The organism is Curtobacterium sp. MCJR17_043 (assembly GCF_003224315.2).
In the GTDB taxonomy this organism is placed as follows: domain Bacteria; phylum Actinomycetota; class Actinomycetes; order Actinomycetales; family Microbacteriaceae; genus Curtobacterium.
Window position 1 is genome coordinate 2,455,765 of record NZ_CP126259.1, and the last position, 19,872, is coordinate 2,475,636.

General features: G+C 67.0%; 14 protein-coding genes, 3 tRNA genes, 3 rRNA genes and 4 pseudogenes. 4 read left to right on the top strand and 20 right to left on the bottom strand.

The window, feature by feature from the left end:
- Positions 1 to 269 precede the first annotated feature (269 nt).
- The 3 genes and pseudogenes from murA to leuC all read right to left on the bottom strand — a co-directional run bounded on the left by murA (position 270) and on the right by leuC (position 3,688).
- The gene (gene murA, locus DEJ15_RS12660) at positions 270 to 1,637 is read right to left on the bottom strand and encodes a UDP-N-acetylglucosamine 1-carboxyvinyltransferase (protein WP_110826129.1); all 1,368 of its coding nucleotides are present in this window, start codon (positions 1,635 to 1,637) and stop codon (positions 270 to 272) included.
- Positions 1,637 to 2,233 (bottom strand): 3-isopropylmalate dehydratase small subunit, encoded by a 597-nt coding sequence (gene leuD, locus DEJ15_RS12665; RefSeq protein ID WP_110826128.1) that lies wholly within the window; start codon positions 2,231 to 2,233, stop codon positions 1,637 to 1,639. The genes murA and leuD overlap by 1 nt, the downstream gene beginning before the upstream one ends.
- Positions 2,233 to 3,688 (bottom strand): annotated as a pseudogene (gene leuC / locus DEJ15_RS12670) (3-isopropylmalate dehydratase large subunit). The gene leuD and the pseudogene leuC overlap by 1 nt, the downstream one beginning before the upstream one ends.
- Before the next feature lie 145 nt (positions 3,689 to 3,833).
- Here leuC and DEJ15_RS12675 point away from each other — a divergent pair.
- Complete coding sequence (locus DEJ15_RS12675) at positions 3,834 to 4,901, top strand: FUSC family protein (RefSeq protein ID WP_110826126.1); 1,068 nt, start codon at positions 3,834 to 3,836, stop codon at positions 4,899 to 4,901.
- 100 nt (positions 4,902 to 5,001) lie between these two features.
- On the top strand, positions 5,002 to 5,439 hold the full coding sequence (locus tag DEJ15_RS12680; RefSeq protein ID WP_110826125.1) for a GNAT family N-acetyltransferase: 438 nt from the start codon (positions 5,002 to 5,004) through the stop codon (positions 5,437 to 5,439).
- A gap of 44 nt (positions 5,440 to 5,483) precedes the next feature.
- On the opposite strand, the pseudogene DEJ15_RS18645 reads toward DEJ15_RS12680, so the two are convergent.
- The 6 genes and pseudogenes from DEJ15_RS18645 to DEJ15_RS12715 all read right to left on the bottom strand — a co-directional run.
- Positions 5,484 to 5,931: pseudogene (locus DEJ15_RS18645) on the bottom strand (histidine phosphatase family protein); the annotation flags it as partial.
- Positions 5,904 to 6,089, bottom strand: a complete 186-nt coding sequence (locus DEJ15_RS12695) for a histidine phosphatase family protein (protein ID WP_284175075.1) — start codon at positions 6,087 to 6,089, stop codon at positions 5,904 to 5,906. The pseudogene DEJ15_RS18645 and the gene DEJ15_RS12695, both read right to left, overlap by 28 nt.
- A complete protein-coding gene (gene crcB, locus DEJ15_RS12700; RefSeq protein WP_110826123.1) occupies positions 6,086 to 6,460 on the bottom strand; it encodes a fluoride efflux transporter CrcB in 375 nt (124 codons plus the stop codon). Before crcB ends, DEJ15_RS12695 begins: the two co-directional genes overlap by 4 nt.
- Positions 6,457 to 6,921, bottom strand: a complete 465-nt coding sequence (locus tag DEJ15_RS12705) for a fluoride efflux transporter FluC (protein ID WP_110826122.1) — start codon at positions 6,919 to 6,921, stop codon at positions 6,457 to 6,459. The genes crcB and DEJ15_RS12705 overlap by 4 nt, the downstream gene beginning before the upstream one ends.
- A gap of 92 nt (positions 6,922 to 7,013) precedes the next feature.
- A tRNA-Glu gene (locus tag DEJ15_RS12710) sits at positions 7,014 to 7,089 on the bottom strand.
- A 33-nt stretch (positions 7,090 to 7,122) separates the two neighbouring features.
- Positions 7,123 to 7,198 (bottom strand) — tRNA-Glu (locus tag DEJ15_RS12715).
- Positions 7,199 to 7,301: 103 nt separating this feature from the next.
- Between DEJ15_RS12715 and DEJ15_RS12720 the strand changes: the two genes are divergently transcribed.
- A complete protein-coding gene (locus tag DEJ15_RS12720; RefSeq protein WP_284175076.1) occupies positions 7,302 to 8,033 on the top strand; it encodes a DUF72 domain-containing protein in 732 nt (243 codons plus the stop codon).
- Positions 7,936 to 8,280, top strand: coding sequence for a DUF72 domain-containing protein (locus tag DEJ15_RS12725; protein ID WP_284176209.1), 345 nt, complete (start codon positions 7,936 to 7,938; stop codon positions 8,278 to 8,280). The genes DEJ15_RS12720 and DEJ15_RS12725 overlap by 98 nt, the downstream gene beginning before the upstream one ends.
- Positions 8,281 to 8,282: 2 nt before the next feature.
- Here DEJ15_RS12725 and DEJ15_RS12730 read toward each other — a convergent pair whose 3' ends face one another.
- The 11 genes and pseudogenes from DEJ15_RS12730 to DEJ15_RS12780 form a co-directional block, all read right to left on the bottom strand.
- Positions 8,283 to 8,750 (bottom strand): MBL fold metallo-hydrolase, encoded by a 468-nt coding sequence (locus tag DEJ15_RS12730; RefSeq protein WP_284175077.1) that lies wholly within the window; start codon positions 8,748 to 8,750, stop codon positions 8,283 to 8,285.
- Positions 8,751 to 8,859: 109 nt separating this feature from the next.
- Positions 8,860 to 9,150, bottom strand: a complete 291-nt coding sequence (locus tag DEJ15_RS12735; protein ID WP_110826119.1) for a zinc ribbon domain-containing protein — start codon at positions 9,148 to 9,150, stop codon at positions 8,860 to 8,862.
- A 186-nt stretch (positions 9,151 to 9,336) separates the two neighbouring features.
- Positions 9,337 to 9,411 (bottom strand) — tRNA-Gln (locus DEJ15_RS12740).
- 44 nt (positions 9,412 to 9,455) lie between these two features.
- Positions 9,456 to 10,085, bottom strand: a complete 630-nt coding sequence (locus tag DEJ15_RS12745) for an NAD(P)/FAD-dependent oxidoreductase (RefSeq protein ID WP_284175078.1) — start codon at positions 10,083 to 10,085, stop codon at positions 9,456 to 9,458.
- Positions 10,039 to 10,380: an FAD-dependent oxidoreductase gene (locus DEJ15_RS12750; RefSeq protein ID WP_284175079.1), complete on the bottom strand. Its 342-nt coding sequence runs from the start codon at positions 10,378 to 10,380 to the stop codon at positions 10,039 to 10,041. Before DEJ15_RS12750 ends, DEJ15_RS12745 begins: the two co-directional genes overlap by 47 nt.
- 5 nt (positions 10,381 to 10,385) lie before the next feature.
- Positions 10,386 to 11,875 (bottom strand): annotated as a pseudogene (gene gltX / locus DEJ15_RS12755) (glutamate--tRNA ligase).
- 157 nt (positions 11,876 to 12,032) lie between these two features.
- A 5S ribosomal RNA gene (gene rrf, locus DEJ15_RS12760) occupies positions 12,033 to 12,150 on the bottom strand.
- Between the two features lie 140 nt (positions 12,151 to 12,290).
- A 23S ribosomal RNA gene (locus DEJ15_RS12765) occupies positions 12,291 to 15,422 on the bottom strand.
- Positions 15,423 to 15,897: 475 nt separating this feature from the next.
- Positions 15,898 to 17,421 (bottom strand): 16S ribosomal RNA (locus DEJ15_RS12770).
- The 16S, 23S and 5S rRNA genes sit together here, the layout of an rRNA operon.
- 499 nt (positions 17,422 to 17,920) lie before the next feature.
- Positions 17,921 to 18,695, bottom strand: a pseudogene (locus DEJ15_RS12775) (fumarylacetoacetate hydrolase family protein).
- A 9-nt stretch (positions 18,696 to 18,704) separates the two neighbouring features.
- Complete coding sequence (locus DEJ15_RS12780) at positions 18,705 to 19,859, bottom strand: branched-chain amino acid aminotransferase (protein ID WP_110824458.1); 1,155 nt, start codon at positions 19,857 to 19,859, stop codon at positions 18,705 to 18,707.
- Between the last annotated feature and the right edge of the window lie 13 nt (positions 19,860 to 19,872).

Below are 19,872 nucleotides of genomic sequence, written 5' to 3' on the forward strand. Positions count from 1 at the left end.
GACGAACGCCCCCCTCCTCCGGCAACCGGTTCGGGCCGTGCCAGCGGTAGCCGGAGGCGAACCGGATGGTCGGGATCACGACGGACCCGGTGATCCGGAAGGCCCGGTTCAGCTCGCCGCGTCGCCACCGCCGACCGGGGACCGGGAGGCCCGTGCGGACCTCTCCGGGTCGTCCCACCTGTGGCAGTTCCAGCGCGTCGGGCCCGGTCGTCGGTCGTGCCACGGCGGCACCGTCACCGGTGCCGCCGTGGTCGTGCTGCTCCGCCACGTCAGCCGGCGAAGTCGAAGTCCGCGCCGAGCTTGCGGAGCTTCGGGATGAAGTGCTCGTACCCGCGGCTGATGATGCCGACGTTCGTGATGTGCGACTCGCCCTCCGCGGTCAGTGCCGCGATGAGGTGGCTGAAGCCGCCGCGGAGGTCCGGGACGCGGACGTTCGCGCCGTGCAGCTTGGTCGGGCCGGTGATGACCGCGGCCTGCTCGAAGGGACGACGGGCGACGCGACGGTCGTGGCCGGGCAGGCCCTCCTTGTGCACGACGATGTCGGCACCCATCTCGTTGAGCGCGTCGGTGAAGCCGAAGCGGTTCTCGTAGACGGTCTCGTGCACGACGCTCTGGCCCTCGGCCTGCGTGAGCGCGACGACGAGGGGCTGCTGCCAGTCGGTCATGAAGCCGGGGTGCACGTCGGTCTCGATGACGACGGGCTTGAGGACGTCGAGCTCGCGGTAGAACCGGATGCCGTCCTCCTGGATGTCGAACCCGCCGCCGACCTTCCGGAAGACGTTGAGGAACGTCATGAGCTCCTGCTGCTTGGCGCCCTCGACGAAGATGTCGCCGTTGGTCGCCAGCGCGGCGGAGGCCCAGCTCGCGGCCTCGTTGCGGTCGTTGATCGCACGGTGCGTGTAGCCGCGGAGCGACTTGACGCCTTCGATGAAGATCGTGCGGCTCGGTTCGACCGTGACGATCGCGCCCATCTTCTGCAGGATCGCGATGAGGTCCATGATCTCGGGCTCGATCGCGGCGTTCCGCAGCTCGGTGGTGCCCTCGGCGAGGACGGACGAGAGCAGGACCTGCTCGGTCGCGCCGACGCTCGGGTAGGGGAGCTCGATGTTCGCGCCCTTGAGGCCGTTCGGGGCCGTGATGTGGATGCCCGAGACCTGCTTGTCGACGACGGCACCCATGGCGCGCAGTGCGTCGAGGTGGAAGTCGATCGGGCGGTCGCCGATGCGGCAGCCGCCGAGGTCGGGGATGAACGCCTCGCCGAGCTTGTGCAGCAGCGGACCGCAGAACAGGATCGGGATCCGGCTCGAGCCGGCGTGCGCGTCGATCTCGGCGAAGTGCGCCGACTCCACGCGCGAGGGGTCGAGGATGAGCTCGCCACGGGCGGGGTCCGTCACGCGGACACCGTGCACCTCGAGCAGGCCGCGCACGACCTTGACGTCGGAGATGTCCGGGACGTCCTTGAGGATCGACGGGGTGTCGCCGAGGAGCGCAGCGACCATGGCCTTGGTCGCCAGGTTCTTCGCACCGCGGACCTCGATGCGTCCCACGAGCGGCTTGCCGCCCCGGATGACGATCTCGTCCGACTTCAACCCGACGCGCGCCCCTGCAGCTGCTGCGTCCTGTACGAGAGAGTTCACTACTTCACCGGCAATGTCTTCGGCCGCCAACGGGAGCGGCGGGATTCGAACTCCGTGATCGAGGTCTCGTCACGGAGGGTGAGCCCGATGTCGTCGAGCCCTTCCATCAACCGCCAACGAGTGTAAGCGTCGATCTCGAAAGCCACGTCCATGTCGCCGATCGACACGCGCTGTGTCGCCAGGTCGACGGTCGCCTCGATCCCGGGCTGGGCCTCGATCGCCGCCCACATCCGCTCGATCTCGGGCTCGGACACCATCGCGGTGACCAGTCCCTGCTTGCCGGCGTTGCCCTTGAAGATGTCCGCGAAACGGGGTGAGACGACCACGCGGAACCCGAAGTCGCGCAGCGCCCACACTGCGTGCTCGCGGGAGGACCCGGTGCCGAAGTCCGGGCCGGCGACCAGGACCTTCGCGCCCTGGTAGGCGGGCTGGTTGAGCACGAAGTCGGGGTCCTGGCGCCAACCGGAGAACAGCGCGTCCTCGAACCCGGTCTTCGTGACCCGCTTGAGGTAGACCGCGGGGATGATCTGGTCGGTGTCGACGTTCGACCGCTTCAGCGGTGCCGCGATCCCGGTGACGGTGCCGATCTTCTCCATCAGTTGTTCCCTCCAGCCGTCGCCGGCACGGCCAGGCGGGCGTCGTCCTCTTCCAGGTCCCACGGGCTCGACAGCGTTCCGCGGACAGCGGTCGCCGCGGCCACGAGCGGCGAGACCAGGTGGGTCCGGCCGCCCTTGCCCTGCCGCCCCCTCGAAGTTGCGGTTCGAGGTCGAGGCACAGCGCTCCCCCCGGCGCGAGCTGGTCCGGGTTCATGCCGAGGCACATCGAGCAGCCGGCGAAGCGCCACTCCGCACCGAACTCGGTGAACACCCGGTCCAGGCCCTCGGCCTCGGCCTCCAGGCGCACCCGGGCGGACCCCGGCACGACCATCACCCGCACGCCCGGCGCCTTCTGACGCCCGCGGATGACCGACGCGAAGGCGCGCAGGTCCTCGATGCGGGAGTTGGTGCACGAGCCCATGAACACGGCGTCGACGGCGATGTCCTTCATCGGCGTCCCGGCGGCGATGTCCATGTACTCGAGGGCTCGGGAGGCCGCGGCCTGGTCGTTCGGGTCGGTGAAGTCGGACGGCGACGGGACCGAGTCGGACAGCGAGACGCCCTGACCGGGGTTCGTCCCCCCAGGTGACGAAGGGCTCGAGGGCGTCCGCGTCGATGAAGACCTCGGCGTCGAACACGGCGTCGTCGTCGGTCGCGAGGGTGTCCCAGTACGCGACGGCCTCGTCCCAGTCGGCGCCCGTCGGGGCGTGGTCGCGGCCCTGGACGTAGTCGTACGTGGTCTGGTCGGGGGGCGACCATGCCCGCACGGGCACCGGCCTCGATCGACATGTTGCAGATCGTCATGCGGCCCTCCATGGAGAGCGCCCGGATCGCGGAGCCGCGGTACTCGAGCACGTAGCCCTGTCCGCCGCCGGTGCCGATCTGCGCGATGACCGCCAGGATGATGTCCTTCGCCGTGACGCCCGGGCGCAGCGTGCCCTCGACGGTCACCGCCATCGTCTTGAAGGGCTTGAGCGGCAGCGTCTGCGTGGCGAGGACGTGCTCGACCTCGCTCGTGCCGATGCCGAACGCCATGGCGCCGAAGGCCCCGTGCGTCGAGGTGTGCGAGTCCCCGCAGACGACCGTGATGCCGGGCATCGTCAGTCCGAGCTGCGGACCGACCACGTGCACGATCCCCTGCTCCTTGTCGCCCAGCGAGTGCAGGCGGACGCCGAACTCCTCGCAGTTGCGGCGGAGCGTCTCGATCTGCGTGCGGCTGGTCGGGTCCGCGATCGGCCGGTCGATGGCGAGCGTCGGGGTGTTGTGGTCCTCGGTGGCGATGGTGAGGTCCAGGCGTCGCACCGGACGACCGGCCTGCCGCAGGCCGTCGAAGGCCTGCGGGCTCGTCACCTCGTGCACCAGGTGGAGGTCGATGTAGAGGAGGTCCGGGTTGCCGTCCTCACCCTTGACGACGACGTGGTCGTCCCACACCTTCTCGGCGAGCGTCCTGCCCATGCCCGTGCCTCCTCATCCGCGTTCCGACCCCGCTGTCACGGCGTCGTCCGAGCATGGTAGCAGCTTGGTATACCAATCGCGACGACGCCCGGGAGGCCCGCCCCGCGGTCCCCGACACCCGTCGCGGTGAGAGGATGGCGGGGACATGACGACGCCCGCGCACTCGACCCGCACCACCAACCTCGAGGGCGCGGCCCGCGCCGCGATCGCCGGTGGGGTGCCGCTGGCACTCCTCATCGCGCTCGGCCTGCCGCAGTACGCCGCCTTCGCGGTGTTCGCCGGGTTCACGGCGATCTTCGGCGCGACCGAGCCCTACCGACAGCGCGCCGTGACGACCGGGGTCGCCGGCGCGATGCAGGTCGTGTGCATGGCGGCGGGCATCGCCGTCGCCCTCCTCGGCGCGCCGCTCTGGCTGCAGGGAGTCGGGCTCGTCGTCGTCATCGTCGGCGCGGTCGGCACACTGACGGCACTCCGGGCGATCCCGGCACAGCCGATCTTCCCGGTGTTCGCCTTCGTGGTGTCCGCGCTCGTGCCCGTGCGTCCGTCCGACCTGCCCCTCGTGGCGACGGTCATCCTCTGCGCGGTGGCCTGGGCGTGGCTCGTCGCGATGTCCGGCGCCGCGTTCCGGCTGGTCCTGCACCCGCACGCGCCGCACCGCTTCCGCCCGCTCGCGGACCGCAAGCACCGTTCCCTCGCGGTCCTCCGGACCTCGGCCCTCTGGGAGACGGTCGCCCTCAACGTCGTCGGTGCACTCGCTGCCGGTGCCCTCGCCGAGGCACTGCCCGGCCTCGGGCACCCGTACTGGGCGGTCATCGCCGTCGTGTCGACGCTGCCCGCGCTCCGGCAGCGGCACACCGTCTCGCGCGCGGTCCAGCGCGTCGTGGGCACGGTCGGCGGCACGGTGATCGCGGTCGGGATCCTGCTGCTCGAGCCCTCGGCCTGGTGGATCGTCGTGATCGCGGTCGTCGGACAGTTCGGGGCCGAGGTGTTCGTCGCCCGGAACTACGCCGTCTGCCTGCTGTTCCTCACCCCGCTCGCCCTCGCGGTCTCGTGGCTCAGCGTGCCCGAAGCGCCGACGCTCCTCGCACTCGACCGGATCGGCCAGACCCTCCTCGGCGCGCTGGTGAGCCTCGTGCTCCTCGCCGTCGGGCGTGCGGTCGAGCGGCGGCGCGGCCGCCCGCTCGGTGCGACCAGCAGCATCCGGACCGTCTGACGGACCGCGGTCGTCCCGACGGTCCCGTACCGGGCCTCCCGAACGGCGCAGGGCAGGTCCGGACGTCCGGCACGCCGGGCGCGTGCGGCACGATGGGCGCATGGACGACATCGCCACGCCCGGGACCTACACGCTGCTGCCCACCGCACCGCCGCTCGAGGACTACCTGCGCCTCCGACGTGACTCCGGCTTGACACCGGTGACGGCCGAGCAGGGCGCGCCGGCGATCGACGGCGCGTGGTCGGCGTGTCACGTCGTCGACGAGGACGGGAGACCGGTCGCGATGGGGCGGGTCATCGGCGACGGCGGGTGGTACTTCCACGTCGTCGACATCGCCACCGACCCCGGGCACCAGCGTCGTGGGCTCGGACGGGCCGTCGTCGAGTGGCTCGTCGCGGACGTGCGCGAGCGGGCCCCGGAAGGCGCCTACGTCTCGCTCATCGGGGACCCGCCCGGGCAGCGCCTCTACCGGTCACTCGGGTTCGAGGACGTGGCGCCGAGCCTCGGCATGGCGGTCGTCCTCGGCACGGACGGCTGAGCGCGGACCGCTGCGCGCGGTCGGCTGCTCGCCGTCGGCCGTGCTCAGCGCGGCTCGATGTTCCAGGCGTCGATGACCGGGCGGCCGTGCTCGTAGCCGAGGGTGCTGACCGTCGCCGTCCCGAGCTTGAGCACGGCACCGTCCTGCGGGGCGAGCCGGATCCAGGCCGCACCGAGGGCGCGGAGGACGTGGCCGTGGGCGACGACGATCGCGTCGTGTCCCTCGGCCAGGACGGGCCGCGCCCGGTTGATGACCCGTTCCACGCGGACCCGGACCTCGGCAGCGTTCTCGCCGGGGGGTGTCACCGGCCGGGACCCCGTCGGTCCACAGGTCCCACGGGCCGTGCCGCTGCACCTTGATCTGCGGCGTCGTGAGGCCCTCGTAGGCGCCGTAGTCCCACTCGTACAGGTCCTCGTCGAGTTCCGGGTCGACGCCGATGATGCGGGCGGTCTCGCGCGCACGTGTCAGTGGGCTGGACAGTGCCAACGCGAACTCGCGGTCGGCGAGGTACCGGGCGGCACGCTCCGCCTGGGCCTCCCCGTTCGCCGTGAGGGGGGGATGTCCGTGCGGCCGGTGTGCTGCCCGCTCTTCGACCACTCCGTCTCTCCGTGACGGACGAGGACGAGTTCGCCGGGGCGTTCCGAGGTCATGAGTTCCTTCCGAGCCAGAGGCCGAGCGCAGCAGCGCCGACCGAGACGACGAGCATGCCGAGGCCGTTGAGGACGGCGAGCCGGGTCTTGCCGGATCGGAGGAGCTGCACGGTCTCGACGCTCGCCGTCGAGAACGTCGTGTACCCACCCATCATGCCCGTCCCGAGCACGGTGACCATCGGGACTGCGATCGTCCCGGCTCCACCGAGCCCCGTGACGAGTCCGAGGACGAACGACCCGGTGACGTTGACGAGCACCGTGCCGAGCGGGAACCGCCGCACCCGCGCCTTCACCAGTCCGTCCAGGACGAACCGCAGCGCGGCTCCGACACCGCCACCCGCCGCGACGAGCAGGAGTCCCACGGCCGTCACCGCGCCGGCCCCGTCCCCGGCCCTGCCGACGCCGTGGCTCGCCGCCGGAGCCCCGCGGCGAGGGCGGTCCCGGCGACCACCGCGGCGAGGCCGAGCAGCACGGTCAGCAGCGCGGAACCGGCGCCGGCCCCCCAGCGCCCGACGTCGATGAGCCGAGCGGTGTCGTCCGCCAGCGCGCTGTAGGTCGTGAAGCCACCGAGCACGCCGGTCCCCACGAACAGCCGGACGGTGCGCCGACGTCCGACGTCGGGGCCGGTCAGTGCGAGGTGCTCGAGCAGCAGACCGAGACAGAACGCCCCGGCGACGTTGATCGCGAGGATCGTCCAGCTGATGCCGTCGACGGGCGGCAGCACGGCGGCGAGCACGGCCCGGACCGCGGTGCCGAGTGCTCCACCGAGGGCGACCAACGCGATGAGTCCGGCGCGCAGGTGCGGCGGCGGTCCCGCCGGTCGTCCGTCCATCCGTCGTCTCCTGCCCACTCGCACCCCGGCTGCACCCGCTGCCGGGCGGGACGACGAAGGCCCCCCACCCGGACGGGTGGGGGCCTTCGTGCTGGTGACCCCAGCGGGATTCGAACCCGCGTTACCGCCGTGAGAGGGCAGCGTACTAGGCCGCTATACGATGGGGCCGCGGCGATGTGTCGGTTCGGAGTGTGTCACTCGTGGTGACCCCAGCGGGATTCGAACCCGCGTTACCGCCGTGAGAGGGCGGCGTACTAGGCCACTGTACGATGGGGCCGTTCCGACAACTCGACAAGTATGGCACAGGGTGTGAGCGAGCACCAAAACGAGCCCGTCCGTCCCGGTGTGTCGCCGGGCCGACCGGGGCATACGGTGGGTCGATGACGGTGCGCATCGGCCTGTCCGGCTGGCAGTACGACTCGTGGCGCGGCGACTTCTACCCGGAGGGCCTCGCGAGACGACGCTGGCTCGAGCACGTCGGTGATCGGTTCCCGGCCGTCGAGGTCAACGGCTCCTTCTACTCGTTGCAGCGTCCGTCCCGGTACCGCGCCTGGCGGGCGGCCGTCCCGGAGGGCTTCCGGTTCGCACTCAAGGGCGGCCGCTACCTCACACACATGCTGCGGCTCCGGAACGTGGACACCGCGCTGGCGAACTTCTTCGCCTCCGGTCCGCTCGAGCTCGGTCCGGCCCTCGGTCCGGTGCTCTGGCAGCTGCCCGAGCAGGTCGTGCCCACGCCGGAGGTCCTCGACGCGTTCCTGGCGGCCCTGCCCCGCTCGCACGGTGACGCCGCCACGCTCGCCACCGGGCACGACGCCAAGGTCGCCGAGCCCGCCACGACGACGGAGCACGCCAGGCTGCGGATCGACCACGCGCTCGAGGTCCGGTCGCCGGACGCCGTCACGCCCGAGCACCTCGCGGTGCTCCGCCGGCACCGGGTCGCGCTCGTGGACTCACACGCCGGGGACTTCCCCCCGGTTCGTCCACGACACGGACGCGCCCCTGGCGTACCTCCGTCTGCACGGAGCGCCGCACACGTACCACGACGGCTACCCACCGGAGGCCCTGGCGGACTGGGCCAACACCGTCCGCCGCCACGACGAGGCGGGCCGTGACGTGTGGGTCTTCTTCGACAACGACGCGGAACGGCACGCCCCCCTGGGACGCACTCGGCCTCGCCCGGCTCGTCGGCCGCCCTCAGACCCGGAGCGACTCCCCCCGGCGCCAGCGAGACGACCTCGCCCGCGGGTTCGACGACCTGACGGATCCGGTCGGTGTGCCCGGCGAGCCCGATGTCCGAGAGCGTGGCCTCGTGGATCGGGACGGCGCGTCGCGGTGCCACCGCTGCCAGGTGGTCCATGAGCTCACCGATCTTGAGCCACGGTGCGCCGACGGGCGTCGCGAAGAGCTCCACCGGCACGCCCGGGTCGATGTAGGCGTCGCCGGGGTGGAACAGCAGCCCGTTGACGAACACCCCGGTGTTGTCGACCACCGGGACGGACGAGTGGATGAGCTGGTGTCGCGTCCCGTGGAAGGTGAGGGAGAACGGCCCGACGGTCCGGGCCTCCCCCCGCGGTCACCACGTCCACGGCGACGACCTCGGCCAGCGCCGTGGCGACACCGGCTGGGCCGAACACGGGGATGCCCGGGTTGCGCTCGAGGATGCCGGCCACCTGCTCGGCGGTGCCGTGGTCCGGGTGCTCGTGGGTGACGACGACGGCGACCACGCCCGTCACCTCGACGGGGCGGGTGAAGGCGCCGGGGTCGATGACCAGACGGGCGCCGTCCTCCTCGACGACGAGGCACGCGTGCTCGAGCTTCGTGACCAACATGGCGACGAGCGTACGCCGCCCTGCACGCGCAGGGTCCGGCCCGTCGCCGGGCCGACGGACTCCCGGCTCCCCGCGTCACCGGTTGTCCGGCGGACGCCCGGCCCGGTCCCTACCGGGCGTCCGGCGGCAGGGTCTCCTGGGCGGCGTGTGCGGCCTGGGCGTGCTCGGCGTCGGCGATGAAGCGTTCCGCGCCGTCGCGGGGCATGGCGGACTGTCCGCCACAGTACGAGCACTGGAGCACGTAGCGGCCGTGTCCGAAGGGGAACACGGGCACGAAGAAGAGCGTGAACCAGGTGCGGAGGCGGTGCAGGCGCTGCGCGGCGGTCGATCCGCAGAGGGCACAGGCGAAGAAGAGGACGCCGGCGAGGGCGCTCCTGGTGCGGCTGCCGAAGATGATCATGACGTCCCCTGTCGGTGGTCGGTCGCCGGACGCCGCCGCCGACGACGTCGTCGGCGTTCGGGCGTGGCGCGTGCTGTTCCGCCCATGATGGGCCGGTCGTGGTGTGGACGGGCGGATCGAACACGCGGCTGAGCCCGGGAACGACGAAGGCCCCCGGTTTCCCGGGGGGGCCTTCGATCACGTTGCTGGCTGGGGTACCTGGACTCGAACCAAGAACGACGGTACCAGAAACCGCTGTGTTGCCAATTACACCATACCCCATCGGACCCTGCGGTCCTGCGCCCCGTTGTCCGGGGCACGATCAACTACTGTACAGCATCCCGGAGGTCTTCGAGACCACCCACCAGGTCGCGGTGCACCGCAGCGGCCGTCGACGCCCCGTGACCGGCCGCGACGATGAGCTGTTGCGGTCCCGGCGGCGTGATGTCTCCCACCGCGTACAGCCCGGGTGCGCCGGTCCGACCGAGCCGGTCCACCCGCACCAGGCCCTGCTCGTCCCGGTCGAGGTCGGCGTCGACCCAGTCGAGGTCCGCGTGCCACACCGGGCGGACGAAGGCGCCCGAGCGCGGTTCGACGTGCCCGTCCGCGAGCCGCACACCCGTCATCCCGTCGCGGTCGCCCTCGAGGTCGGCCAGCGGTCGGGCGTCGACACGGATGCCCGCGCGTTCGAGCCGCGTGCGACCCTCGCCGGTCACCGGCGCCACGCCGTTCGTGTACACCACCAGGTCGTCCGTCCACGCGCCGACGAGCAGCGCGCGGTCGACGACGTCGTCCGTCTCGCAGATGAAGGCCAGCGGTTGCCCGGCCTTGTCGTAGGCGTCGCACTCCACACAGCTGTGCACGTCGGTGCCGTAGAACGCGCGGAGCGACGGCAGCGCGGGGAACGCCTCACGGAGACCCGTGGCGAGGACGACCGCGCGCGCAGCGGCGTCCACGTCCGTCCCCCCGCCAGCTGCCGTGCACCCGCCAGACGTCACCGTCGCGCCAGAGGCGGTCGACGACGGCCTGCGTGACCGTGGCCTCCGGGTACCCGGCGACCTCCTCGCGACCGAGCCGTCGGAGCTCGAGGGGCGAGATGCCGTCCCGTGTGATGAACCCGTGCGACCGGAGGGTCGCCGCGTTCCGGGGCCGGTTGGCGTCGACGAGCAGGACGGTCCGCTTGGCCCGCACCAGGTTCAGCGCGGCGCTGAGCCCCGCGGGACCCGCGCCGACCACGACGACGTCGTACACGGCCGTCAGCGGGCCGCGAGGGAGCGCAGTCGCGCGAGCGTCGACGCCTTGCCGAGGATCTCCATCGACTCGAAGAGCGGCGGGCTGATCCGTCGCCCGGACACCGCGACGCGCAGCGGACCGAAGGCGACACGGGGCTTGAGCCCGAGTCCGTCGATCAACGCCGCACGCAGCGCCTGCTCGATGGCCGTGGTCTCCCAGTCCCCGAGCGCGTCGAGCGCCTCGATGCCGGCCTGCAGGACGGGCACGGGGTCACCCTTGAGCGAGGCGAGGGCGTCGTCCTCCACCACGAGGTCCGCGTCCGACGTGAACAGGAAGCCGAGCATCGCAGGCGCCTCGCTCAGCAGCTGCATGCGCTCCTGCACGAGCGGTGCCGCGAGGGCGAGGACACGCTCCTGCTCCCGTGTCGCCGGCTCGTCGAGGTACGCGGTCAGGTACTGCTTGAGACGCTCGCGGAAGTCCGCCGCGTCGAGCAGACGGATGTGGTCGCCGTTGATCGACTCGGCCTTCTTGTGGTCGAACCGTGCCGGGTTCGGGTTCACGTCGGTGACCTCGAACGCGGCGGTCATCTCGTCGACCGAGAACACGTCACGGTCGGGACCGATCGACCAGCCGAGCAGCGCGAGGTAGTTGACGAGCCCCTCCGGCACCATCCCGTTCGACCGGTGGTGGAACAGGTTCGACTCCGGGTCCCGCTTCGAGAGCTTCTTGTTGCCCTCCCCCCATGACGTAGGGCAGGTGCCCGAACTGCGGGATGAAGTCGGCCATCCCGATCTCGTGGAGCGCCTCGTACAGTGCGATCTGCCGCGGCGTCGAGGAGAGCAGGTCCTCCCCGCGGAGGACGTGGGTGATCCCCATCAGCGCGTCGTCGAGCGGGTTCGTGAACGTGTACAGCGGCTTGCCGTTCGGCCGGACCACGACGAAATCCGGGAACGAACCCTGCGGGAAGGTGATGGCGCCACGCACCAGGTCCTGGAAGCCCAGGTCACGGTCGGGCACACGCAGACGCAGCGCCGGCTCTCGGCCCTCGTCGCGGAAGGCCTGACGCTCGGCGTCGCTGAGGTCGCGCTCGTGGTTGTCGTACCCCTGCTTCGGGTCTCGCCCGTTCGCGCGGTTCCGCGCTTCCATCTCCTCGGGCGTCACGAAGGACTCGTACACGTGGCCGGCGTCCTTGAGCCGCGCGATCGCGTCGACGTAGACGTCCGTGCGCTCCGACTGCCGGTACGGGCCGTGGGGGGCCACCGACCTCGACGCCCTCGTCCCAGTCGAGCCGCAACCAGCGGAGCGCCTCGATGATCTGACCGTACGACTCCTCGCTGTCCCGAGCGGCGTCGGTGTCCTCGATGCGGAACACGAGCTTGCCGCCCGTGTGCCGCGCGTACGCCCAGTTGAACAGGGCGGTACGGACGAGGCCGACGTGCGGCGTTCCGGTGGGCGACGGGCAGAACCGGACGCGGACGTCGGAACCGGTGGCTGAGGAGAATGGCGCTGTCATGACGCCGTCGATCCTACCGTGGCGCTCCCCTGCCGATCGGTGTCGGGGGGCGACGCCCCTGCGTCGAGGATGCGGCTGGGGGACGCGAAAGAGCCCCTGGCCGGGGTGAGCGTTGCTGCTCACCCCGGTCAGGGGCTCGATCGTTCTGTGAAAAGAAGTCCGGCGGCGTCCTACTCTCCCACAAGGTCCCCCCTTGCAGTACCATCGGCGCTGAGAGGCTTAGCTTCCGGGTTCGGAATGTGACCGGGCGTTTCCCTCTCGCTATGACCACCGGAACAATTTCGACACTCCAACGAGGAAGCTTCGAAACCATTCCGCGCATGCGCAGTGTTCAGTTTCAGTTGTTCCCGATCGTCTGTCGGGAACCACAAAGTGGACGCGAGCCCCACACCCGCAAGGGTGTGGGTAAAAAGTGTGTGTCAAGTCTTCGGCTTATTAGTACCGGTCAGCTCCACGGGTCGTTAGTCCCCGCTTCCACATCCGGCCTATCAACCCAGTAGTCTGCTGGGAGCCTCTCACACTCAAGGTGCATGGAAATCTCATCTCGAAGACGGCTTCCCGCTTAGATGCTTTCAGCGGTTATCCGGTCCGAACGTAGCTAATCAGCGGTGCCCTTGGCAGAACAACTGACACACCAGAGGTTCGTCCATCCCGGTCCTCTCGTACTAGGGATAGATCTTCTCAAATTTCCAACGCGCGCAGCGGATAGGGACCGAACTGTCTCACGACGTTCTAAACCCAGCTCGCGTACCGCTTTAATGGGCGAACAGCCCAACCCTTGGGACCTACTCCAGCCCCAGGATGCGACGAGCCGACATCGAGGTGCCAAACCATGCCGTCGATATGGACTCTTGGGCAAGATCAGCCTGTTATCCCCGAGGTACCTTTTATCCGTTGAGCGACAGCGCTTCCACAAGCCACTGCCGGATCACTAGTCCCGACTTTCGTCCCTGCTCGACCTGTCAGTCTCACAGTCAAGCTCCCTTGTGCACTTACACTCGCCACCTGATTGCCAACCAGGTTGAGGGAACCTTTGGGCGCCTCCGTTACTCTTTGGGAGGCAACCGCCCCAGTTAAACTACCCATCAGGCACTGTCCATGAACCCGATCAGGGTCCTACGTTAGACATCCAAAGTGACCAGAGTGGTATTTCAACAATGACTCCACGAACACTAGCGTGCCCGCTTCACAGTCTCCCACCTATCCTACACAAGCCACTCCGAACACCAATACCAAACTATAGTAAAGGTCACGGGGTCTTTCCGTCCTGCTGCGCGTAACGAGCATCTTTACTCGTAGTGCAATTTCGCCGAGTTCGCGGTTGAGACAGCTGGGAAGTCGTTACGCCATTCGTGCAGGTCGGAACTTACCCGACAAGGAATTTCGCTACCTTAGGATGGTTATAGTTACCACCGCCGTTTACTGGGGCTTAAATTCAGAGCTTCGCCGTGAGGCTGACCCTTCCTCTTAACCTTCCAGCACCGGGCAGGCGTCAGTCCGTATACATCGTCTTGCGACTTCGCACGGACCTGTGTTTTTAGTAAACAGTCGCTTCCCACTGGTCTCTGCGGCCTTCAACGCTCACGGAGTGAATCCGGTCACGTGTCCGGCCCCCCCTTCTCCCGAAGTTACGGGGGGCATTTTGCCGAGTTCCTTAACCACGATTATCTCGATCTCCTTGGTATTCTCTACCTGACCACCTGAGTCGGTTTCGGGTACGGGCGGCTGCAACCTCGCGTCGATGCTTTTCTCGGCAGCATAGGATCACTGATTTCCCCTTAACGGGTACGCGTCGGATCTCAGGCGTACAGACGACGGATTTGCCTATCGTCAGCCCTACATCCTTACACCAGGTTCACCTTACGGATACCATCGCCTGGCTCAGCTACCTTCCTGCGTCACACCTGTTCATACGCTAACCGCACCAGCATGGGGTCGAGCGTTAGACCGGCCCGTCTCACCCCGAAGGGATCAACAAGTGCCGGGTTAGGACTCTTAGCACCACTGGATTAGCTTGGGCGGTTGTTCGCCGGTACGGGAATATCAACCCGTTGTCCATCGACTACGCCTGTCGGCCTCGCCTTAGGTCCCGACTTACCCAGGGCGGATTAACCTGGCCCTGGAACCCTTGGTCTTTCGGAGGACGGGTTTCTCACCCGTCTTTCGCTACTCATGCCTGCATTCTCACTCGTGTGGCGTCCACGGCTGGATCACTCCGCCGCTTCACTCGCCACACGACGCTCTCCTACCACTCCGCACGACTGAACCACGAAGGCTTGTCTATGTGCGAAATCTACAACTTCGGCGGTGTGCTTGAGCCCCGTTACATTGTCGGCGCGGAATCACTTGACCAGTGAGCTATTACGCACTCTTTCAAGGGTGGCTGCTTCTAAGCCAACCTCCTGGTTGTCTGTGCAACTCCACATCCTTTCCCACTTAGCACACGCTTAGGGGCCTTAGTTGGTAGTCTGGGTTGTTTCCCTCTCGACGATGAAGCTTATCCCCCCACCGTCTCACTGCTGCGCTCTCACTCACCGGCATTCGGAGTTTGGCTGACGTCAGTAACCTGTTGAGGCCCATCGGCCATCCAGTAGCTCTACCTCCGGCGAGAAACACGCAACGCTGCACCTAAATGCATTTCGGAGAGAACCAGCTATCACGAAGTTTGATTGGCCTTTCACCCCTATCCACAGCTCATCCCCTCCATTTTCAACTGAAGTGGGTTCGGTCCTCCACGACGTCTTACCGTCGCTTCAACCTGGCCATGGATAGATCACTTCGCTTCGGGTCTAGGACATGCGACTGAATCGCCCTATTCAGACTCGCTTTCGCTACGGCTACCCCACACGGGTTAACCTCGCCACATATCGCTAACTCGCAGGCTCATTCTTCAAAAGGCACGCCGTCACCCCTACAAAGGAGGCTCCGACGGTTTGTAAGCAAACGGTTTCAGGTACTATTTCACTCCCCTCCCGGGGTACTTTTCACCTTTCCCTCACGGTACTTGTCCGCTATCGGTCATCTGGGAGTATTTAGGCTTATCAGGTGGTCCTGACAGATTCACACGGGATTTCTCGGGCCCCGTGCTACTTGGGATACACATCCGGCCATAACACCATTTCGTCTACGGGGCTGGCACCCACTACGGCCCGGCTTTCAAACCGGTTCGACTATGATGCGCTGTAACCGTCCCAGTCCGGCAGAACTGAGCGACGTGTCCCACAACCCCGACCATGCAACGCCCGCCGGCTATCACACATGATCGGTTTAGCCTCATCCGTTTTCGCTCGCCACTACTCACGGAATCACATGTTGTTTTCTCTTCCTGTGGGTACTGAGATGTTTCACTTCCCCACGTTCCCTCTACCCGCCCTATATATTCAGGCGGGAGTCACCAGGTCGACAAGTCGCCTGGCGGGGTTTCCCCATTCGGAAATCCTCGGATCGAAGCTCGATTATCAGCTCCCCGAGGCTTATCGCAGATTTCTACGTCCTTCTTCGGCTCCAGATGCCAAGGCATCCACCGTTTGCTCTTAGAAACTTGACCACAAAGATTAAAATTGCGATCCAACGCCATGTTTCACGCCAACCCGAAAGCCGACGATCATCGATGACGCGAATCTAAAGATGCTCGCGTCCACTGTGTAGTTCTCAACATACGATCGGCACCACACTCCACCAGACACAACGCCTGACCTCATGCAGCCCACCGAAGGACCTTGCGGCCCAACCCCCCAACCACCGAACCCGCCTCCAAAAGAGACAACCCGACGATCAGGAAGCCTGGTCCCTCAGGACCCAACAACGTGCACCAGCCAACCCGCTTCCCCCCCGACCCGTTCCAACCCAGACACCTCACAAAGAGACACCCGAGCGTACTGAGACCAGAAGACGCGCTCCCGACTGCACTGTCAATGTTCCACCCATGAGCTACCCGTCGGACACGTTCGGTCCGAACCGGGCGCCTGGACCAGCAACCAACCCACCACGACGGTGAGCAGCACTGACCAGATGCTCCTTAGAAAGGAGGTGATCCAGCCGCACCTTCCGGTACGGCTACCTTGTTACGACTTAGTCCTAATCACCGATCCCACCTTCGACGGCTCCTTCCACAAGGGTTAGGCCACCGGCTTCGGGTGTTACCGACTTTCATGACTTGACGGGCGGTGTGTACAAGGCCCGGGAACGTATTCACCGCAGCGTTGCTGATCTGCGATTACTAGCGACTCCGACTTCATGAGGTCGAGTTGCAGACCTCAATCCGAACTGAGACCGGCTTTTTGGGATTCGCTCCACCTTACGGTATCGCAGCCCTTTGTACCGGCCATTGTAGCATGCGTGAAGCCCAAGACATAAGGGGCATGATGATTTGACGTCATCCCCACCTTCCTCCGAGTTGACCCCGGCAGTCTCCTATGAGTCCCCGGCATAACCCGCTGGCAACATAGAACGAGGGTTGCGCTCGTTGCGGGACTTAACCCAACATCTCACGACACGAGCTGACGACAACCATGCACCACCTGTACACCGACCACAAGGGGGGCGACCATCTCTGGCCGTTTCCGGTGTATGTCAAGCCTTGGTAAGGTTCTTCGCGTTGCATCGAATTAATCCGCATGCTCCGCCGCTTGTGCGGGCCCCCCGTCAATTCCTTTGAGTTTTAGCCTTGCGGCCGTACTCCCCAGGCGGGGCGCTTAATGCGTTAGCTACGACACAGAAACCGTGGAAAGGTCCCTACATCTAGCGCCCAACGTTTACGGCATGGACTACCAGGGTATCTAATCCTGTTCGCTCCCCATGCTTTCGCTCCTCAGCGTCAGTTACGGCCCAGAGATCTGCCTTCGCCATCGGTGTTCCTCCTGATATCTGCGCATTCCACCGCTACACCAGGAATTCCAATCTCCCCTACCGCACTCTAGTCTGCCCGTACCCACTGCAAGCCCGAGGTTGAGCCTCGGGATTTCACAGCAGACGCGACAAACCGCCTACGAGCTCTTTACGCCCAATAATTCCGGACAACGCTTGCACCCTACGTATTACCGCGGCTGCTGGCACGTAGTTAGCCGGTGCTTTTTCTGCAGGTACCGTCACTTTCGCTTCTTCCCTACTAAAAGAGGTTTACAACCCGAAGGCCGTCATCCCTCACGCGGCGTTGCTGCATCAGGCTTTCGCCCATTGTGCAATATTCCCCACTGCTGCCTCCCGTAGGAGTCTGGGCCGTGTCTCAGTCCCAGTGTGGCCGGTCACCCTCTCAGGCCGGCTACCCGTCGTCGCCTTGGTGAGCCATTACCTCACCAACAAGCTGATAGGCCGCGAGTCCATCCCCAACCAAAAAATCTTTCCACCACCAGGCCATGCGACCAGTAGTCATATCCAGTATTAGACGTCGTTTCCAACGCTTATCCCAGAGTCAGGGGCAGGTTACTCACGTGTTACTCACCCGTTCGCCACTAATCACAGGAGCAAGCTCCTGATCATCGTTCGACTTGCATGTGTTAAGCACGCCGCCAGCGTTCGTCCTGAGCCAGGATCAAACTCTCCGTAAAAAATTACAACCAACACCGAAGTGCCAGCGAGTTGATCTTGACTGTTGACTGTCTACTGACAATCTTCAATCCAAAAGGAATTGCTTCATGACCCGGCCGGAAAAACCGACCAGGCACGAGGTCAATAAAATTGGCATTGACAATGTGCACGCTGTTGAGTTCTCAAGGACCAGACGCACTCCCCACTCCACACCACCAGGATGCTTCGCCAGAGAGGCTGGTTCGTTGCCCGGGGAAGAACCGGAGCCAGACTGCATCTCCCGGAGTCGAACTCCGTCAGCGTCTCGGCCGATCCGTTCTCCGCCTCAGCGGCAACGAGTGATTACTCTACACAGCCTGCGAGGACCTGCCAACCGGGGTCCATCCCGGGCGTGTCGCCCACGCCTCCGCGGATCACGGCCAGCGCGCACGGGGCCGGCCCCGGGACGGACGGAGGCCCGACACCGTGACGGTGTCGGGCCTCGAGGTCGGCGACGTCGCCGGTCAGTGCCGTCGCCGGTCAGTGCCGAGCGATCACGGGGTTGCGGAGCGATCCGATGCCGGAGATCGTGACCTCCACCACCTCGCCGTCGCGGATCGCGCCGACGCCCGCCGGGGTGCCGGTCAGGATGACGTCGCCCGGGAGCAGGGTCCAGATCGACGAGATGAACTCGATGAGCGTCGGGATGTCGTGCACCATCTCGTTCGTGGACGCGGCCTGACGGAGGTCGCCGTCGACGCGCGTCTCGATGCGGATGTCCGACGGGTCGATCTCGGTCTCGATCACCGGACCGAGCGGGCAGAACGTGTCGAAGCCCTTGGCGCGGGCCCACTGGCCGTCGCGCGCCTGCAGGTCACGGGCGGTCACGTCGTTCGCGATCGTGTACCCGAGGATGACGCTCGCGAAGTCCTCCTTCGCGACGTTCTTGGCGAGGGACCCGATCACGATGGCGAGCTCGCCCTCGTGGTCGACGCGGCCGATGTCGGCGGGCAGCCGGATCGGGTCCTCGGGACCGATGACCGACGTGTTCGGCTTGAGGAACACCACCGGGTCGTCGGCGGTGTGCTCTTCCATCTCCGAGACGTGCTCGGCGTAGTTGAGCCCGACGCCGATGACCTTCGACCGCGGGATGACCGGGGCGAGCAGCTTCGCGTCCGCGAGGGGGCACCCGCTCCCCCCGTCGTCTCGAAGCCCTGGTACATCGGGTCGCCGGCGAGCACCACCAGTGCGCGCTCATCGAGGATGCCGTAACGGGGGGTCCTCCCCCCTCGGTGCTGAACCGTGCGATCTTCACGCGTCGACCCTACTCAGCACTCGTGGTGGTCGTCGGCTCCGTCAACCGGACCATCCACCCGTGCGGGTCGGGACGGCGTCCGTACTGGATGTCCGTCAGTTCCGTACGCAGCGACATCGTCAGTTCGCCGGCACCGGTGGTCGGCGAACCGATCGTGAAGCCGTCGCCACGGAGTTCCGCGATCGGCGTGACGACCGCCGCGGTGCCACACGCGAAGGCCTCGGTGATGGTGCCGTCCGCGACGCCGTCCCGCCACTCGCTGAGGCTGACCGGACGACGCTCGACCCGGAGGCCGCGGTCCACCGCGAGCTGCAGGATCGAGTCGCGCGTGATGCCCTCGAGGATGGAGTCCGAGTCGGGCGTGATCAGCGTGCCGTCGGCGCGGACGAGGACCACGTTCATGCCGCCGAGCTCCTCGAGGTACTCGCCCTTCTCGGAGTCGAGGAACATCACCTGCTGGCAGCCGTGCTCGTACGCCTCCTGCTGCGGGAGCAGGGACGCCGCGTAGTTGCCGCCGGTCTTGGCCGCACCGGTGCCGCCCCGGGCTGCGCGGGCGTACCGGGTCGACAGCCAGATCGACACCGGCTCCGGCCCCGAGGTGAAGTACGCCCCAGCTGGGCTCGCGATGCAGTGGTACTGGACCGCGTGGGCGGCGCGGACGCCGAGGAAGGCCTCGGTCGCGATCATGAACGGGCGGAGGTACAGGCTCGTCTCCGGGGCCGACGGCACCCAGGCCTCGTCCGCGCGGACCAGCTGCCGGACGGACTCGACGAAGACCGACTCGGGCAGTTCCGGGAGCGCGAGCCGTCGCGCCGAACGGGCGAACCGTCGCGCGTTCGCGTCCGGACGGAACGACCACACCGACCCGTCGGCGTGCCGGTACGCCTTCATGCCCTCGAAGATCTCCTGCGCGTAGTGCAGGACGCTCGCGCTCGGGTCGAGGGAGAGCGGTCCGTACGCGTGGACCGAGGCGCCGTGCCAGCCGTGGTCGATCGTCCACGAGACGGACGCCATGTGGTCGGTGAAGTGCTTGCCGAAGCCGGGGTCGGCGAGGATCTCCTCGCGTTCCGCCGCGGCACGACGCTCCGGGGACGGAGTGGTCGCGAAGTCCAGTGCGAAGTCGGCGCCGCTGCTGTCGCTGCCGTCGTTGGTGTCGTTGCTCATGGGATGGCTCCTG

Coding starts and splice junctions, on each gene's coding strand:
- DEJ15_RS12695 (WP_284175075.1), bottom strand. CDS start 6,089: ATGACCTCGGAACGCCCCGGCGAACTCGTCCTCGTCCGTCACGGAGAG.
- DEJ15_RS12780 (WP_110824458.1), bottom strand. CDS start 19,859: ATGAGCAACGACACCAACGACGGCAGCGACAGCAGCGGCGCCGACTTC.
- DEJ15_RS12675 (WP_110826126.1), top strand. CDS start 3,834: ATGACGACGCCCGCGCACTCGACCCGCACCACCAACCTCGAGGGCGCG.
- DEJ15_RS12730 (WP_284175077.1), bottom strand. CDS start 8,750: ATGTTGGTCACGAAGCTCGAGCACGCGTGCCTCGTCGTCGAGGAGGAC.
- DEJ15_RS12705 (WP_110826122.1), bottom strand. CDS start 6,921: ATGGACGGACGACCGGCGGGACCGCCGCCGCACCTGCGCGCCGGACTC.
- DEJ15_RS12680 (WP_110826125.1), top strand. CDS start 5,002: ATGGACGACATCGCCACGCCCGGGACCTACACGCTGCTGCCCACCGCA.
- DEJ15_RS12735 (WP_110826119.1), bottom strand. CDS start 9,150: ATGATCATCTTCGGCAGCCGCACCAGGAGCGCCCTCGCCGGCGTCCTC.
- leuD (WP_110826128.1), bottom strand. CDS start 2,233: ATGGAGAAGATCGGCACCGTCACCGGGATCGCGGCACCGCTGAAGCGG.
- DEJ15_RS12720 (WP_284175076.1), top strand. CDS start 7,302: ATGACGGTGCGCATCGGCCTGTCCGGCTGGCAGTACGACTCGTGGCGC.